This window comes from Priestia sp. JNUCC 25, assembly GCF_053667915.1.
In genome coordinates, this window is the sequence record NZ_CM132211.1 from 4,493,013 (window position 1) to 4,508,621 (window position 15,609).

Consider the following 15,609-nt stretch of genomic DNA (forward strand, 5'->3'; position numbering starts at 1 on the left):
TAACTAGCTAGAATTAAATGATTGATGAAAGTTTGGCTGCCGCTTTTTGCGTACCGCGCGGAACAGCTACTGTTCCCGTGCGCGTTACTTCTTTTAATCCATAAGGCTGAAGTAGATCAATCATCGCTTCAATCTTGCTGGATTCACCTGTTACTTGAATAATTAGACTGTCGCGACTTACATCAATGATGGTTGCACGGAAAGGTTCAATTACTGCATAAAGTTCGTTACGGCTCGCTGGTGTAGAGGCTACTTTCATTAAAGCAAGCTCTCTTGACACCACAGCTTGATCCGTAATATCTTGAACTTTCAACACGTCGATCTGTTTGTTTAACTGCTTGATCACTTGTTCAGCAGCGTTATCATGCTCTACGTTCACAACAAACGTCATGCGTGATACATCCTCAGATTCAGTGTGCCCTACCGAAATACTCTCAATATTGAAATTTCTTTTTGTAAATAACCCCGTTACGCGATTTAAAACGCCCGCACGGTTTAATACAGTTGCTGTAATGATTCGCTTCATGGTTTCACCCCTACCATTTCATGTAATCCTTTTCCAGGTGCAACCATTGGATATACGTTTTCTTTAGGTGCGACAAAGAAATTTAGTAGAACAGGTCCATCTGTTTCCATTGCTTCTTTCAGAGCCGCATGCGCTTCTTCTTCAGTAGAAGCTTGTAAACCTTTAATGTCATAAGCCTCTGCAAGCTTCATTAAATTAGGCTGATTCGGAATTAAAGAGTGTGAGTAGCGTTCTTCATAGAAGATTTCCTGCCACTGACGAACCATACCAAGCGACTGATTGTTGAGTACAACCACTTTTACAGGTAAATTTAATTCTCTAATAACCCCTAATTCTTGAAGCGTCATTTGAAATCCACCGTCACCAACGACTGCTACAACTGTTTTATCTTTATTTGCCAGCTGAGCGCCGATTGCAGAAGGTAATCCAAAGCCCATAGTGCCAAGACCACCTGAAGTTACCCATCGATCTGGATTATTAAATGTGTAGTATTGAGCTACCCACATTTGATGTTGCCCAACGTCCGTTGTAACAACGGCATCTCCATTTGTATACTTGTGAAGCAACTCAACTACTTTTTGTGGTTTTAACACGTCCGCTGAGTTCTGATACCATAATGGATATTCTTGCTTCCACGCCGCTAATTTCTCATGCCATTTCGTATAATCTCCAACTTCTCCTTCTTGCAGAAGCAATTGCTTCAATACTTCTTTTGCATCTCCAACAATTGGAATCTTGGTTGGAACATTCTTTCCAATTTCCGCTGGGTCGATGTCAATGTGAGCAATTTTTGCATTTGGTGCAAAATGCTTTAAGTTACCTGTTACTCGGTCATCAAAGCGTGCACCGATACTAATGAGAAGATCACTCTCATAAATTGCCATGTTTGCTGTGTACGTTCCGTGCATGCCAGCCATTCCTAAATGAAGCGGATGATCTGCAGGAAAACAGCCCAACCCTAAAAGCGTATTAATAACCGGAATATTTTGACGCTCGGCATAATTTTTTAATTCTTCTGAACCTTTACTCAATAACACTCCCGCACCTGCTAGGATAACAGGTTGTTTTGCAGCTGCTACTGCGTCTGTTAATTTTTTAACCTGCAGCTGATTTGGAAAATAAGTTGGCTGATAGCCAGGTAAATCAATTTCTCCTTCGTAGTTAAATGTTCCATCACCCTGTGCCATATCTTTTGGAATGTCGATTAAGACTGGACCAGGTCTTCCTGTTGTCGCAATATGAAATGCCTCTTTGATGATTCTCGGCATATCGCTGATATTGCGTACTTGATAGCTATGTTTTGTAATTGGCATTGTGATCCCTAATACATCTGCTTCTTGGAACGCGTCAGAACCAATTACACTTGAAGCTACTTGACCAGTAAAAACAACTAAAGGAAGTGAGTCAATCATCGCATCTGCCAAACCTGTTACGATATTTGTTGCGCCAGGACCACTTGTTGCGATAACTACACCGGGTTTGCCTGAAATTCTTGCGTACCCTTCTGCTGCGTGAATTCCACCTTGTTCGTGACGAGCAAGTACGTGAAACATTCCTGAACCATATAGCTTATCGTAAATCGGTAAAACGGCTCCCCCTGGGTAACCGAAGATAACGTCAACATTTTCTCTTCTTAGAGATTCAATCAACATGTCAGCTCCATTCATTTGTGCCCCAGTGCTTACAGGTTCTTTCGTTTGCATATTGGCTCCCACTTTTCTCATCCTTTCGTTTTCTAGATAAAAGAAAAAAGACTTCTCACCCCTAAATAGACCCTATCAAATGATATAGGTCAAGGGGCGAAAAGTCTTTTGTACTTTACGCGGTACCACCCTCGTTTGTAATCGTAATGATTACCTTATGAATGTATACTGTACATTCTTTTTGATAACGAGTGCTTTGGAAGTACACTCGGTCGCCCTTACTGAATTTCAGGGTGACACTCTGAGGTGAGTTCATTTTGAGTTGGTAACGTCGGCTTCCAGCAACCCGACTCTCTGTTGATACCTAAACATCAAAACTACTTATCCTCTTCAACGTTTTAAAACGCTATATGCTTTTTGAACAATGCTTTACACATCATATTTTAAATTAATTACAATTAATTAAAATTTTTAGAAAACTTATATTTGAGGATTATCTTACGCCCATTTCTATGCATAGTCAACCACTTTTCGAGATTTTTTTAGACAATTTAGACTAAACAGAATATTTGAATGCGTTTTCATTATTGATGTAATAAGGGTTTACAGCAGTTCAAAAAGTTTTTCTGAAACGTTCATTTGTACACATTGAATGAACAAACATTCACTTTGAAGATAAATAAAAAAACCGGCTTTTACTAAAAAGTAAAAGCCGGTTTTTTCCGGACGTCCCAGGAGAGATTCGAACTCCCGACCGACGGCTTAGAAGGCCGTTGCTCTATCCTGCTGAGCTACTGGGACATAATGTTAAAGTGTATCAAAGACAATACTTATTATATTCAAATATAATTTAAAAGTCAACGTTTTTTTGAAATTTTATGAGAAGAGAGGTAAAAAACCTTCTCTTCTCCCTATATTTGGCTATATTATGCTGAAAGTGTACAGGTTAACTGCATGCTAGGAATATGTTTACCGCTTATATCGTAAAACTGCACGGTAGCTTCTGTACCATCCATTACTAGTATAGCATACGTACGCTCTTTTCTCATACGAGGAAGTAACATACTTCCTGGATTAATAAATAAAACTCCGTCCATGAGCTCAGCTCCCGCTATGTGAGAATGCCCAAAACAAACAACGTTTGCCCCGACTTCTCTCGCTTTGTAATGCAAATTCATCATAGACATTTTAACATTATATAAGTGACCGTGTGTAACCAGACACGTAGCTTCTCCAAGCGACTCTACTCGATCATTAACGTAAGATGCATCGTAGTCACAATTTCCTCGAACGCCTAAAAACGCAGACATTTCTTTGCTGTCTTGCGGCAACTCAGAGTCCCCACAATGGATCATCTTATCTACATCAGCATGTCTCTCTCTGATAGTGAGCAGCTCTTCTTGTAACCCGTGGCTATCGCTTACAATTAATAGTTTCACACGTCATCACTCCTTCTAAAATTGCGCATCAATTAGCGGTGCTAGTTTTTTTAACGCATTTGCTCGGTGACTAATCTGATTTTTTTGCTCTTTGGTCAATTCTGCCATGGAGCATCTCCATTTTTCTACAAAGAAAATGGGATCGTACCCAAAACCGTTTTCCCCTCTTTTTTCCTCCAAGATGTGCCCTTCACACGTGCCTTCTACAATTTCGGTTCTCTTTCCGGGCACTGCAATAGCAAGAGCACAATGAAAGCGTGCCGTGCGCTTTTCAAACGGCACGTCATTTAATTTTTGAAGTACCTTCTCTATATTAGCATTATCATCTTTATTTTCACCAGCATAACGCGCGGAATAAACGCCTGGCTCCCCGTTTAAGGCATCAATAGCAAGCCCGGAATCATCGGCAATGACCGGCTTATTTAATGCGGATGAAATGGCCTCTGCTTTTAGCGTGGCATTCTCTGCAAATGTAACGCCCGTTTCTTCCACGTCTTCAATCTCAGGAAAATCAAGAAGCGATTTTACTTTAAATCCCTTCGGTGAGAAAAGTGTTTCAAAATCTTTTACTTTGCCTGCGTTTTTAGTTGCAATAATGATTTCACGCACGTTAATCCCTTACCTTTCTTTAACCGGAATGTAGGCAGCCAGGTGATCAAGAACTTCCTTTTGCTGTTCAATCAATTGATAAACACCCTTTTCCCCTAAATCTAGAAGATGGTTTAACTGTTCTCTCGAAAACGTCGATTCCTCTCCCGTTCCCTGTAATTCTACAAACTGTCCGCTTCCTGTCATCACAATATTCATGTCAACTTCCGCTGTCGAATCTTCTTCATAATTTAAATCTAAAATTGAATTTTCTCCATGAATACCTACTGAAGTCGCAGCTAAGTAGTCACGAATAGGAATTTCTGTTAGCTTGTTCTCTTCAACCAGCTTTCCAAACGCTAAAACCATAGCCACAAAAGCACCTGTAATCGATGCTGTTCTTGTACCACCATCTGCTTGAATAACATCACAATCAATCCAAATTGTCTTTTCTCCGACCTTTTCCAGATCGACTACAGAACGAAGAGCTCGTCCGATTAGACGCTGAATTTCCATTGTTCGTCCTGTGACTTTACCTTTTGATGATTCACGTATATTTCTTTGTGCCGTAGCTCGAGGCAGCATAGAATATTCAGCTGTAATCCATCCTTTTCCTTGTCCACGCATAAAAGGAGGCACTCTGTCGTCTATGCTTGCTGTACAAATAACCTTTGTGTCTCCTACCGAGATTAATACAGATCCTTCTGGATGCTTTAAGTATGAAGTATGAAGAGATACAGGTCTCAATTCATTAAATTCCCTACCGTCCAAACGCATTAAGCATGTCCTCCTATTCATTCATTTATATGTAATAGTCTCTTCCATTTTAACTATAAAACAGCGGAAAGAGGTCGCTATTTCAGCAGACCTCTTTCTACTTAGTCCTTTACTAGTATAACAAAAATTTGTTTTTAAAAACTACCTGTGTTCACATTTTTAGGTCTTGAAACTGGTTCCGTTAATTTTTTCCCTTTTTCATCTTTTAGCGTTTTTTTGCCATTCACCTTAATGGCAACGCTGTCTACGGCTTTTTGTTCCGTCAGCGATAACACTAAGGAGTCGAGAACATGCTGAGAAATTTCCGTTCCTTTTAAATTCCCAAAGATGTTTTTATTAAAGTTCAGCGTTAACTCACCGTCCGCATACTTTGGAGCTGCTACGAGCTTTGCATCAGGATTAAAATCTGTCACTAAACCTGATGCAGGTGCAGGTCCTTCTACAAGCTCGTTCACAATTGCAGTGTACATATCTTTGTCATCAGAAGCAATTCGTTTTGTGACAGGAACATAGTAAGTTTGTTTGCCCTCTTGAGCTAAGTAATAAATCGTAACTGGCTTCGTTTGAGTTACGTCAACTACTCCAGTATTATCAAAGTTAATGCCATCTGCTCTGCTCAACCCTTTACTGATTGGCGTATGATTTACAGGCATCTCATCTTTATCATAGCCGTTAATGCGAATTTTAACTTTATTTACGCCTTCAAACTGCGTCAGCGTCCAAGTGACGGCCTGCAGAATACGGAGTTCATCTTCTTTTTTATACTCAGCAAATTCAGGTGAAAAATCTGCTACCATCGTGCCGTCACTTTCCAGCTTTGTCCCTAAAACTCTTGTATCAGCAGGAAGAACCGCTCGGAAATTATTTGGCAATAAGTTTGTGACTGGTCCACCCTCTACTAAATATTCAAGAGACTGTTTAGCGACACCTTTTGATTTAGGAATTTCAAGCGTCTGGGGAACAACGTACCCGTTTTTATCAATTAAGTAGAGTTCTCTTTTGGTAGGCGCAGATGTTTCTGCGGCTTTACTTTGTTTTTTATTAGCTTCCGTTACTTTCGCTTCAGTCGCTAATGATTTTTCATCTTTCACATAGGTGACATCCTTTGGCGGATCAATTTCCTTTGCTGCGTTATCCCCTCCGAAAAGTCCACAGCCGGATAACAATACAGATGTGGTCACCACGGCGGATATGAGAACAAGTTGGGTCTTTTTGGACATTCCTTTCCCTCCTCAGACTGTTTGTACTACTATGTATACGAGCTTTTTTGCATTTTAGACCAGCTCAAAAAAGTTTTTGTCCACAAAAAAAACCGAGCATGATATGCACGGTTTTAAAGCTTGATATGTTCAACATTATATACAGGGTGCTCAAACCATTTAGATGCAATAGATTGAAACAGTTCTGTTGATCCTGTTGTAAAGAAGTAGTGTTCAGGCTCCATGTTTCTAGGAGCTAGTAAATTGCTATAAGAAAGAATGGCACTTACCTCTATTGCCGTTTCTTCGCCAGAACTGATTAACTGAACTCTAGGCCCAATTGCTTCTTGAATAACTGGCTTTAATAACGGATAATGCGTACATCCTAAAATAAGGGTATCCATATCTGTATGATAAAAAGGTTTTAATGTTTCTTTTACAATTCGCTGCGCTTCCGGTCCTTCATAATTACCGCTCTCTACAAGAGGCACAAACAAAGGGCATGCTAAATTTTCCACTTCCACTCTTGTATGAAGAGCTCGGAGTGCATGTGTATAGGCTTGACTTTTCACGGTTCCGTTTGTGCCGATTACGCCTATTTTATGATTTTTAGTTACTTTAAGCGCAGCGCGTGATCCTGGTTCAATGACGCCTATAACCGGAATATCGAGCTGTTCTTGAATTTCATCCAGCACAACTGCCGTAGCCGTATTGCACGCAATAACAAGCATTTTAATATCTTTATCTACTAAATAATTAGTCATCTCCCACGTGAAAGCTCGTACTTCTTCACTAGGACGAGGACCGTATGGGCAGCGGGCTGTATCTCCAATATACATAATTTGTTCTTTCGGAAGCTGTCTCATAATTTCCTTTGCTACCGTTAATCCGCCCACACCTGAATCTATAACACCAATTGGTCTACTCAAAACAATCGCCTCATTTTTCTTTCATTTCATCATGCAATTTTCGTAACGTTACTCGTAAAACTTCCGTTTCACTCGGAGAGAAGTTTGCCAGTACGCCATTTAAATACGTTTGTCGCTTTTCAATTACTTCTTCGATAACACGTGCTCCTTCAGGAAGCAAATGAATACGCACTACGCGGCGGTCTTTTGGATCTTTCACCCGAACCACCAACTTATTTTTTTCCATACGATCTACTAAATCTGTCGTTGTACTACAAGCGAGAAAAATACGATTTGATAAATCGCCAATCGTCATATCTCCACGTTCAAACAGCCACTGCAAAGCAATAAACTGAGGTGGCGTAATCGTATAGTCTTCTAAAATTTCTCTTCCTTTTTGCTTCACAATCGCTGCAATATGTCGAAGTGACTTCTCTAATTCTGCCACTGTATCCTCATTATTTTTTGCTGTCATACCGTAATCCTTTCCACCTATAAGTCTTATTTTCTATTATTTCTTTCAGTTAAACCCGTCTCTATTGTTTCTCTTTTCTATTTTATATTGTGCTCTTTTTTCAGTAATTTTTCAAGGTTAACATAAGGATTCTACAACGTTCATCATAAGTCTACATACTCTCATTCAGCATCAAAAAACAGCTGCTCCATAAAAGGAGCAGCTGTTTCTATTAATTATTGATATACAGCTCGAAAACTGAGCTGAAATCTTTTGTTGTGTAGGCTGTTTTTTTATCTAATAACCAAGAAAACGCAGCTTCGTTAATTTCTTTAAATTCACCAGCAACACTTCCACTTGTATTTCTTGTACTGCTTAGCGTAGAAGAAGCTAGCTGAATGCTTTGTTTAGCAAAATCGAGCGCAATTTCATTTTCACGCGTTATTTCAGACATTTTAAACAGCGCTTTATATAAATCTTTTACCTCTTCTATATGCTTTTTGTGTACATCGATAGAAAAAGTCTCCGAGCCAATTTTAAATTTAATTTCCACATCTAAATCGACAGTTCCAGCCGTTTCTAGCATCACGTTTGAAATGTGATTTGTGCTGTAGTTATAACGGCGAAGCATTCGCTTTTTGCTTGTAGCACTTGTTCCATCAAGATGAATGAGCGCTTTATTGGTAAAGCAATATTCATCTGACTTTGATTTGATTAGAAAATAAATTTTTTCTTGTTCTTCATGCATAACGTAATCGTCTGCATCTACCTTGTCATAATCAACTGGCTTAATAACAGAACCAATATCACTTAGCCCCAGTACATCAGCAGCTACTTTTCCAAACATTTCCCCATCTCCCTCTTAAAAACAATTGTATTATTTTCATGTTTTAAGTGTACTGTGCAAATAAGGGGATGTAAATAAAAAAAGGAGCTTCTTAAAAAGAAGCTCAACATTTATTAAAAGAGCAAATTTAAAATCATATAGATAAGTGCAGCTAATGAAGCTGAAATTGGCAATGTGATAACCCATGTAATCACCATGCGCTGTGCAGTTCCCCATTTTACACCTTTCACTCGGTGAGCAGAACCTACACCTAAGATAGAAGATGAAATAACATGAGTAGTACTGACAGGTAGATGAATAAACGTTGCTCCAAAGATAATGGCAGCACCCGTTAAGTCCGCAGCTACTCCATTAACAGGACGAATTTTCATAATTTTACCGCCGACGGTTTTAATGATTTTCCATCCACCAATTGACGTTCCAAGCCCCATTGCGACCGCACAAGCCAGCTGTACCCACCACTGAATCTCAGTACCGCTTTGCATATTGTTAGCAATAAGCGCTAGCGTAATGATACCCATTGCTTTTTGCGCATCATTCGTACCGTGTGTGTAAGATTGTAGGGCTGCAGTCAGGATTTGAACGCGTCGAAAACGCTTATTCGTTTTCGTCAAGTTATGGTTTTTAAACGTTAGCTTGATAATCGTATAGACAATATAACCTACTACAAAGGCTAGAACTGGTGAAATTAGAAGGGCTTCAATGATTTTGATGAAACCTTTGTAATTTAAAGCACCAAATCCAGCAGCTGCAATAGCTGCCCCTGCAATCGATCCAATAATTGCATGAGAAGAACTACTCGGGATACCGAAATACCATGTGATTAGGTTCCACGCGATAGCAGAAATTAGTGCTGCTAAAATAACGACAGAACCGTTTTGAAGCGTATAAGGATCAACGATATCCTTTGTAATCGTTTTGGCTACGCCCGTAAACGTCATAGCACCCACAAAGTTCATGGTTGCGGCTAAAAGAATTGCATGTCGCGGTTTTAAAGCTTTGGTTGAAACAGAAGTCGCAATGGCATTAGCTGTATCGTGAAACCCGTTGATAAAGTCAAAACCAAGTGCACCAACTACAATTAGAATGGTTAATATTAGCATTGAATCCATTATATTATAGCCCCGTTACGCATTCTTCATAATAACTGATTCTAAGTTGTTCGCAACCGTTTGACAATAATCCGCGATTTCTTCTAGCGTTTCATAAATTTCTTTATATTGAATAACTTTAATTGGATCTTTACATGTTGCAAATAATTGTTTTAGTGCACGACGATATAATGTATCACAATGTGACTCATACTCTTTAATTTTAATTGCATGTTCACTAATTTGAAGAAGCTTTTTCTCAGACAACAAATTAATAGTAATTAAAATCTCTTCAGCACAGCCTTGAATATTTTTAACAAATTCAGCTACATATTCATCAAATGTCGTAATTGAATGAATTTCCATTAAAGCAGCAAAGCTGTCGATGCCATCAAGTACATCATCCATGCTCATTGCTAGCTGTAAAATATCTTCACGCTCAATTGGAGTAATAAATGCTTTGTTCAACTCAGTAATCACTGTATGCACGTATTTATCACCTTTTGATTCATACGCTTTTAAAACGTTGGCAAATTCCTTTAGGTCAGATACATTTTGAAGTTCAAAGCTGCCTAAAAACTCTGCTGAGTCCTTAATATTTTGGGCAATGTCCATTAACATTTCAGAAAACTTGTCTTTTTTTCTTTTGATCACGTTGCAATCCTCCATCCAATTTATCGAAACTTTACCACTCGTTTTTTCTCTCTATCTTTTTATATGTGTTCTAGTTTCTTTTTTCATTTAAAGTAATGGATAAAACTTAGCTGTTCATTACTATAACGAGAGAAACCACCTCTCTTGTGTATCAAAAAATTCTAAAAAAACAAACGTTTACCAGAGCAAAAGTCCCAAAAGGTGGTTCTTTTACTTATAGGTTATGCGATTCATTTTTTTACGCCAAGTCAAAAATTACTCCTATTATTGTTAATTGTCAATAACTTTTCAAACACATTTTTTTAGGTCTCTTTACAATACATTAACAATAATACGTTCATTCCTTTTAAAATAAGGGTTTTCAGAGTTTGTATAAAACTGGGATTTACAAAAACTTAACATTACTCCCCTTGTGTAAATAATAAAAGCCAGCTCCTTTAGAACTGGCTTTTATTATTTACTTATTATATTGCTGAAATACATTTTTTACTTTCGGCACGACGTAATGACTTCCGCCTTTATCTTCTACTCCTTCAATCATCATTGAAACGAGTAGGTTTTTCTGTTTTGTATCCACAGCTACAAACCAGCCGTTTTCCTGCCCTTTTTCACCTTGAGTTTTCTTTAATTCTGCCGTTCCAGTTTTTCCAGCCAGGGTTAACCCATCTATCTTTGCAGCATGACCCGTACCGTTCTTATCTTCAATGACATCAACTAAATCCTTTTGAATTAATTGCGCCGTTCCTTTAGATATTACTTGTTTTTTCCATATTCCACTCTCATCACCGTTCATAAGAATAGGCTTTACTATGTTTCCATCGTTTACAATCGATGTATACATCAATGCCAAGTGGAGAGGATTCACTTGCAGTTTCCCCTGGCCATAGCCAGAGTTTGCTAATACTCCCTCATCTTTAATATCTTGATCACCTGCAATTTTAGACGTTTCAAAAGGATAATTAACAGGCATTTTTTGATTGAACCCAAACTGTTTTAAACCACTGTTAAATTTGTCTAAACCTAGTTTCAAAGCAGTCTGTGCAAAATAAATATTATCAGATGTAACATAAGCATCACGTAAATTAACATTCGGCTTGCTTCCCACTCGTGTTACGTAAAAATCCCCCCAGCTTTTATCTTTTTGCCATTTCTTCCCGCTGATTGATATACTTTCGTTTGGATTTACCACACCTTCATCAACCGCTAAAGCTCCAGTGACTAACTTAAATGTAGATCCCGGAGAATACGTTTTGGTAAAGCGATTCATTAACGGCTTATCCGGGTTCGTTGAAAGGAATTGATACGTATTAGCATCGATTCCAAAAGAAAAAGAATTCGGATCAAAAGCTGGCGTGCTTACAAGACCTAATATTTCTCCCGTTTTAGGTTGAAGAGCAGTAGCTACTCCTTTTTCATCTTTTAACTGTTCATAAAGGGATTTTTGAACATTCGTGTCTACCGTAACTTGAATGCTTTCCCCGTCTTTTGGATTCACTTTTGCAATTTCATTCTTTTTATTACCATCTTTATCTACAGTATAAATCGTGACGCCGTCTCGAGCACGAAGCTTATCTTCATATAAAGACTCTAAGCCAATCATTCCAGCTTTAGACTGAGCATTATAGCCTTCATCTTTATGCTCTTTTAAATATTCCGCTGTGACAGGCGCAACGTATCCAACTAAATGAGCACACGCTTCTTCACAAGGATATACGCGCGCATTTACCTTTTTTTGTTGAATGCCTTCTACTTTTTTCAAAGAATTCTCTAAATTAGAGGCGTCTTTTTGACTAACCGTTTTAATAGGAACAAATTGATTCTCTTTCACCCAAGAAGCGCTCAGTGCTTGATTAATACTTTTTTCTGAAAGAGCAAGAGTCTTGCTTAATTGTTGTATAGCTTGCTCGCCGCCTTTAGAAAACTGTTGGGGAACAACTCCAACTTGAATCGCTTCTCCGTTTTGAGCTAAATATTTCCCTGAACGATCCATAATTTCTCCACGCACAGCTGACTGAGTAGCTACTCTTACTTGCTCTCCTTGCTTAAGTCCTTTAAAAATCATATTAGGCTTCCAATTAATATACCAATTCTCTGTATCCCCTTGTTTTTCTTGAACCACAGCAGCATTTTCTTCAAATGAGATTTCACCGGCTACAGAGTTCATGTTTACTTCAAAAGGTAAAACAGCTTTATGGTCTTTTATTTCTAAGTCTTCTATTTTACTTGCCTTCACTTTAAGCTTGTCCGCTTCAATTGCATCATAGATATTTTTATATCGATTTACAAAGTCTTTTTCTGAAATCGTCTTTTTAGCATCTTTAGACAAGTATCCATACATGCCTTTAAAATCTTCTTTATTCCACATGGCTACATATTTATCGAATCGATCCTGTGCTTTCTGTTGATCATTTGAGCAACCGGCAGTTATTAATAAGAGAATTGCCATAGTAAAAAATAGCCACCCAATTCGTCTCATGATGATTTTCCCCCTTTTTCCAATACCATTTCTCTATCATATAAAATTTTACATAAACTTTCCATCAGAAAGTTACCACCAGGAATTAATTGGTATTACAACCCACTAAATTTACATATCTACAAAAAAAATCAATAGGTAAATAAGAAAAAAATTGAACATTTTGTGAATATTTTGTGTCTTTTTTGGAAAGTATTTGATATAATAATTGTAAGAAGAAAAAGAATAGGAGGCGACTAAAATGAGAAGATTCTTACAGTTTTACTTTATGTTTAGTTCTCTGTTCTGTTTTGGAAGCGTTTTCGTCCTACTTATGTCTCACGAATATTATTTTGCACCGTTATTCCTCACACTGGGCTGTTTAAATATTTTTCTCTTTAAAGTATATATTCAAGAAAGTCGAAAAGATAAACAAGCTGCACCTGAAAAACCTAAACCAACAATTTAACGAACTCGTCTCTCGGCTGAGATGAATGTAAAAGAAGAACCGGTGAATTTTTCACCGGTTCTTCTTTTATGACGTTGAAGCTTTTGGAAACCTATCGTTTGCAATAATCTCACCGATGCTTTCACTCTTTCCTTCACCGTCATCAATATTTAAAAGCGGGAACAATAACTCTCCTACGTGATAAGCTTCTTCTAAATGCGGATAGCCTGATAAAATAAAAGATTCAATTCCTAAGGCTTCATATTCTTTTATTCGTTTCGCTACATTTTCAGCACTGCCTACTAGTGCAGTTCCTGCACCACCCCGGACGAGTCCTACACCTGCCCATAAGTTAGGGCTAATCGTAAGTTCCTCTCTGGTTCCTCTATGAAGGCTCGCCATTCGCTGCTGCCCGACTGAGTCATACCTAGCAAAAGTACGCTGTGCTGCTTGAATCGTGTCGTCGTCCAAATGCTGAATTAATCGATCGGCTGCTTGCCAAGCTTCTTCTTCCGTTTCCCGTACAATAATATGCAAACGAATCCCAAACTTAACGGTTCTGCCTTCTGCTTCTGCTTGCTTTCTCACAGCCGTTATTTTTTCTCTTACTTGTTCAGGAGGTTCGCCCCACGTTAAATACACGTCAGAATGTTTTGCTGCAACTTTTTGTCCTGCGGGTGAAGATCCGCCAAAATAAATAGGTGGAGAAGGTTTTTGAACAGGTGGATACAACAGCTCACTGTTCTCTACATGAATATGTTTTCCTTCATAATTAACCGTATCTCCAGCCAATAACCCTTTCCACACATCTAAAAATTCATCCGCAGCTTCATAACGTTCATCATGTGATAAGAAAAGGCCATCTCCCGCTAATTCTGCCGGATCTCCTCCTGCTACTACATTAACTAGTAAACGACCGTTTGAAATCCGATCAAGAGTCGAGGTCATGCGCGCTGCCACGGAAGGCGCCATAATGCCGGGACGTACAGCTACTAAAAATTTCAAACGCTCTGTTTCAGGTATAAGTGAAGCAGCCAATAGCCACGGGTCTTCGCATGATTTCCCCGTTGGAATCAAAACTCCTTCAAACCCTAACCGGTCAGCTGCTTGAGCAACTTGCCGAAAATATGAATAGTCTGCTGAACGACCTCCTCGATTTGTCCCTAAATATCTTCCATCTCCATGGGAAGGAATAAACCATAACATTTTCATGATTCAACACTCCTTTTCGTTTGTTCTAGATGATATCCCAGCTCTTTTAATGAGCGTTTAATTCTCGCTTCTGCTTCTTCCGCAATAAACTCAATTTCATTTTCTTTCGTATAGGCCACCTCAGAATCAACAATATAAACTCCATGAATAAGAGCAGTAGCTCCTAAAACGGATAAAGTCGGCTTAAATACATAATCAAGAGCCAGTAGGTGAGCAATGGTTCCCCCTGTAGCTATCGGCAGCACGGTTTTATTGTGCAAACCTTTTTCAGGTATTAAATCTAAAAATGTTTTTAAAATTCCTGTGTAGCTAGCTTTATAGATTGGGCTGACAATAATAACGGCATCAGCATTTGCGACTTTCTTTTGAGCTTCTTGAATCGCAGGGCTAGAAAAGTTAGCATATACTAAGTCTTCAGCGGGCAAGTCACGGACATGCACGGTTTTCACTTCATATTTTTCATCTTGTAGATATAATGCAATATACTCGCTTAAAGCAGCTGACCTTGATTGCTTTGAAGGGCTTCCTGTAATAATTGTAACCTGGCTCATTATCATCTCTCCTTTTCACTTATAAAACTGATAGATTTACAAGGATTAATACGTGTATAAATCCTTATTTTATTTTTCACCTGCGTAGCTGTCTCTCCATTTAAGAAGACGCTTTTCTAATACTCGGACAAATGAATCGGTTAATTTGCCTACAACAGCAAAAATGATAATTCCGACAAAAACTACGTCCGTTTGAGAAAACTGTCTAGCATCCATAATCATGTATCCTACACCTTCACTTGCTCCCATTAATTCAGCAACTACCAGTCCGAGCCATGCAATACCTAAAGACAATCGGACACCAAGTAAAATATTAGGAAGAGCAGCTGGTAAAATGAGTTTTGTGATTTGTTTCCATTTACTAAATTGAAGAACACGAGCAACATCAAATAATTTCGAATCAACGCCGCGAATACCTAGATACGTATTAACATAGATTGGGAAAAATGCACCGTTTGCAATTAGCAATATCTTTGAAATTTCACCAAAGCCAAACCATAAGATAAATAAAGGCGCCAATGCAAGGTGAGGAACAGTTCTAAGCATTTGAATAGATGGATCCATATAGTGCTCCGTTTTCTTTGAGAAACCGACAATTACACCAAATAGTAATCCTAGTCCAGCTCCCACGGCAAAACCTATGGCAGCACGCAAAATACTGATTTGAAGATTAGCTCCGAGTTCCCCAGATACGATGAGCTGTTTGAAAGAAAGTACAATATCAACAGGTGTAGGAAGAACAGTTTTGGATACATAGCCCGCAGAACCAATGATTTGCCACACCACGATAAGCAGAAGTGGCATGACAAGAGAACGA

At 38.6% G+C, this 15,609-nt stretch carries 15 protein-coding genes, 1 tRNA gene and 1 other annotated feature; all 16 genes read right to left on the reverse strand.

The window, feature by feature from the left end:
• Positions 1-13: 13 nt before the first annotated feature.
• Complete coding sequence (gene ilvN / locus JNUCC25_RS23585; RefSeq protein ID WP_013059375.1) at positions 14-526, reverse strand: acetolactate synthase small subunit; 513 nt, start codon at positions 524-526, stop codon at positions 14-16.
• Positions 523-2,250 (reverse strand): acetolactate synthase large subunit, encoded by a 1,728-nt coding sequence (gene ilvB, locus JNUCC25_RS23590; protein WP_155660677.1) that lies wholly within the window; start codon positions 2,248-2,250, stop codon positions 523-525. Before ilvB ends, ilvN begins: the two co-directional genes overlap by 4 nt.
• 68 nt (positions 2,251-2,318) lie before the next feature.
• Positions 2,319-2,572: a binding site (T-box leader), on the reverse strand.
• Between the two features lie 324 nt (positions 2,573-2,896).
• Positions 2,897-2,970: transfer RNA gene (locus JNUCC25_RS23595), tRNA-Arg, on the reverse strand.
• Between the two features lie 125 nt (positions 2,971-3,095).
• Complete coding sequence (locus tag JNUCC25_RS23600; protein WP_013059377.1) at positions 3,096-3,608, reverse strand: metallophosphoesterase; 513 nt, start codon at positions 3,606-3,608, stop codon at positions 3,096-3,098.
• A 15-nt stretch (positions 3,609-3,623) separates the two neighbouring features.
• Positions 3,624-4,217, reverse strand: coding sequence for an XTP/dITP diphosphatase (locus tag JNUCC25_RS23605; protein WP_025601437.1), 594 nt, complete (start codon positions 4,215-4,217; stop codon positions 3,624-3,626).
• Positions 4,218-4,226: 9 nt separating this feature from the next.
• Complete coding sequence (rph, locus tag JNUCC25_RS23610) at positions 4,227-4,973, reverse strand: ribonuclease PH (protein ID WP_013059379.1); 747 nt, start codon at positions 4,971-4,973, stop codon at positions 4,227-4,229.
• Between the two features lie 134 nt (positions 4,974-5,107).
• Positions 5,108-6,193 (reverse strand): GerMN domain-containing protein, encoded by a 1,086-nt coding sequence (locus JNUCC25_RS23615; protein WP_025601439.1) that lies wholly within the window; start codon positions 6,191-6,193, stop codon positions 5,108-5,110.
• A gap of 113 nt (positions 6,194-6,306) precedes the next feature.
• The gene (gene racE, locus JNUCC25_RS23620; RefSeq protein WP_025601441.1) at positions 6,307-7,101 is read right to left on the reverse strand and encodes a glutamate racemase; all 795 of its coding nucleotides are present in this window, start codon (positions 7,099-7,101) and stop codon (positions 6,307-6,309) included.
• A 10-nt stretch (positions 7,102-7,111) separates the two neighbouring features.
• Positions 7,112-7,555: a MarR family winged helix-turn-helix transcriptional regulator gene (locus JNUCC25_RS23625; protein ID WP_013059382.1), complete on the reverse strand. Its 444-nt coding sequence runs from the start codon at positions 7,553-7,555 to the stop codon at positions 7,112-7,114.
• A gap of 211 nt (positions 7,556-7,766) precedes the next feature.
• Complete coding sequence (locus JNUCC25_RS23630) at positions 7,767-8,381, reverse strand: PH domain-containing protein (protein WP_013059383.1); 615 nt, start codon at positions 8,379-8,381, stop codon at positions 7,767-7,769.
• A 113-nt stretch (positions 8,382-8,494) separates the two neighbouring features.
• Complete coding sequence (locus tag JNUCC25_RS23635; RefSeq protein ID WP_013059384.1) at positions 8,495-9,493, reverse strand: inorganic phosphate transporter; 999 nt, start codon at positions 9,491-9,493, stop codon at positions 8,495-8,497.
• Between the two features lie 15 nt (positions 9,494-9,508).
• A complete protein-coding gene (locus tag JNUCC25_RS23640; RefSeq protein WP_029711160.1) occupies positions 9,509-10,141 on the reverse strand; it encodes a DUF47 domain-containing protein in 633 nt (210 codons plus the stop codon).
• Positions 10,142-10,583: 442 nt separating this feature from the next.
• Positions 10,584-12,602 (reverse strand): penicillin-binding transpeptidase domain-containing protein, encoded by a 2,019-nt coding sequence (locus tag JNUCC25_RS23645; RefSeq protein WP_063672747.1) that lies wholly within the window; start codon positions 12,600-12,602, stop codon positions 10,584-10,586.
• A gap of 514 nt (positions 12,603-13,116) precedes the next feature.
• Positions 13,117-14,241: an FMNH2-dependent alkanesulfonate monooxygenase gene (gene ssuD, locus JNUCC25_RS23650; RefSeq protein ID WP_016765674.1), complete on the reverse strand. Its 1,125-nt coding sequence runs from the start codon at positions 14,239-14,241 to the stop codon at positions 13,117-13,119.
• A complete protein-coding gene (gene ssuE, locus JNUCC25_RS23655; protein ID WP_407728230.1) occupies positions 14,238-14,792 on the reverse strand; it encodes an NADPH-dependent FMN reductase in 555 nt (184 codons plus the stop codon). Before ssuE ends, ssuD begins: the two co-directional genes overlap by 4 nt.
• Positions 14,793-14,861: 69 nt before the next feature.
• Positions 14,862-15,596 (reverse strand): ABC transporter permease, encoded by a 735-nt coding sequence (locus JNUCC25_RS23660; RefSeq protein WP_370506076.1) that lies wholly within the window; start codon positions 15,594-15,596, stop codon positions 14,862-14,864.
• Between the last annotated feature and the right edge of the window lie 13 nt (positions 15,597-15,609).

What these genes read in the sequence shown, in the direction of transcription:
- ssuE (WP_407728230.1), bottom strand. Translation starts at nt 14,792, where the DNA reads ATGAGCCAGGTTACAATTATTACAGGAAGCCCTTCAAAGCAATCAAGG.
- JNUCC25_RS23615 (WP_025601439.1), bottom strand. Translation starts at nt 6,193, where the DNA reads ATGTCCAAAAAGACCCAACTTGTTCTCATATCCGCCGTGGTGACCACA.
- JNUCC25_RS23660 (WP_370506076.1), bottom strand. Translation starts at nt 15,596, where the DNA reads ATGCCACTTCTGCTTATCGTGGTGTGGCAAATCATTGGTTCTGCGGGC.
- JNUCC25_RS23635 (WP_013059384.1), bottom strand. Translation starts at nt 9,493, where the DNA reads ATGGATTCAATGCTAATATTAACCATTCTAATTGTAGTTGGTGCACTT.
- ilvN (WP_013059375.1), bottom strand. Translation starts at nt 526, where the DNA reads ATGAAGCGAATCATTACAGCAACTGTATTAAACCGTGCGGGCGTTTTA.
- ilvB (WP_155660677.1), bottom strand. Translation starts at nt 2,250, where the DNA reads ATGAGAAAAGTGGGAGCCAATATGCAAACGAAAGAACCTGTAAGCACT.
- JNUCC25_RS23645 (WP_063672747.1), bottom strand. Translation starts at nt 12,602, where the DNA reads ATGAGACGAATTGGGTGGCTATTTTTTACTATGGCAATTCTCTTATTA.
- ssuD (WP_016765674.1), bottom strand. Translation starts at nt 14,241, where the DNA reads ATGAAAATGTTATGGTTTATTCCTTCCCATGGAGATGGAAGATATTTA.
- JNUCC25_RS23630 (WP_013059383.1), bottom strand. Translation starts at nt 8,381, where the DNA reads ATGTTTGGAAAAGTAGCTGCTGATGTACTGGGGCTAAGTGATATTGGT.
- rph (WP_013059379.1), bottom strand. Translation starts at nt 4,973, where the DNA reads ATGCGTTTGGACGGTAGGGAATTTAATGAATTGAGACCTGTATCTCTT.
- JNUCC25_RS23640 (WP_029711160.1), bottom strand. Translation starts at nt 10,141, where the DNA reads ATGGAGGATTGCAACGTGATCAAAAGAAAAAAAGACAAGTTTTCTGAA.
- JNUCC25_RS23625 (WP_013059382.1), bottom strand. Translation starts at nt 7,555, where the DNA reads ATGACAGCAAAAAATAATGAGGATACAGTGGCAGAATTAGAGAAGTCA.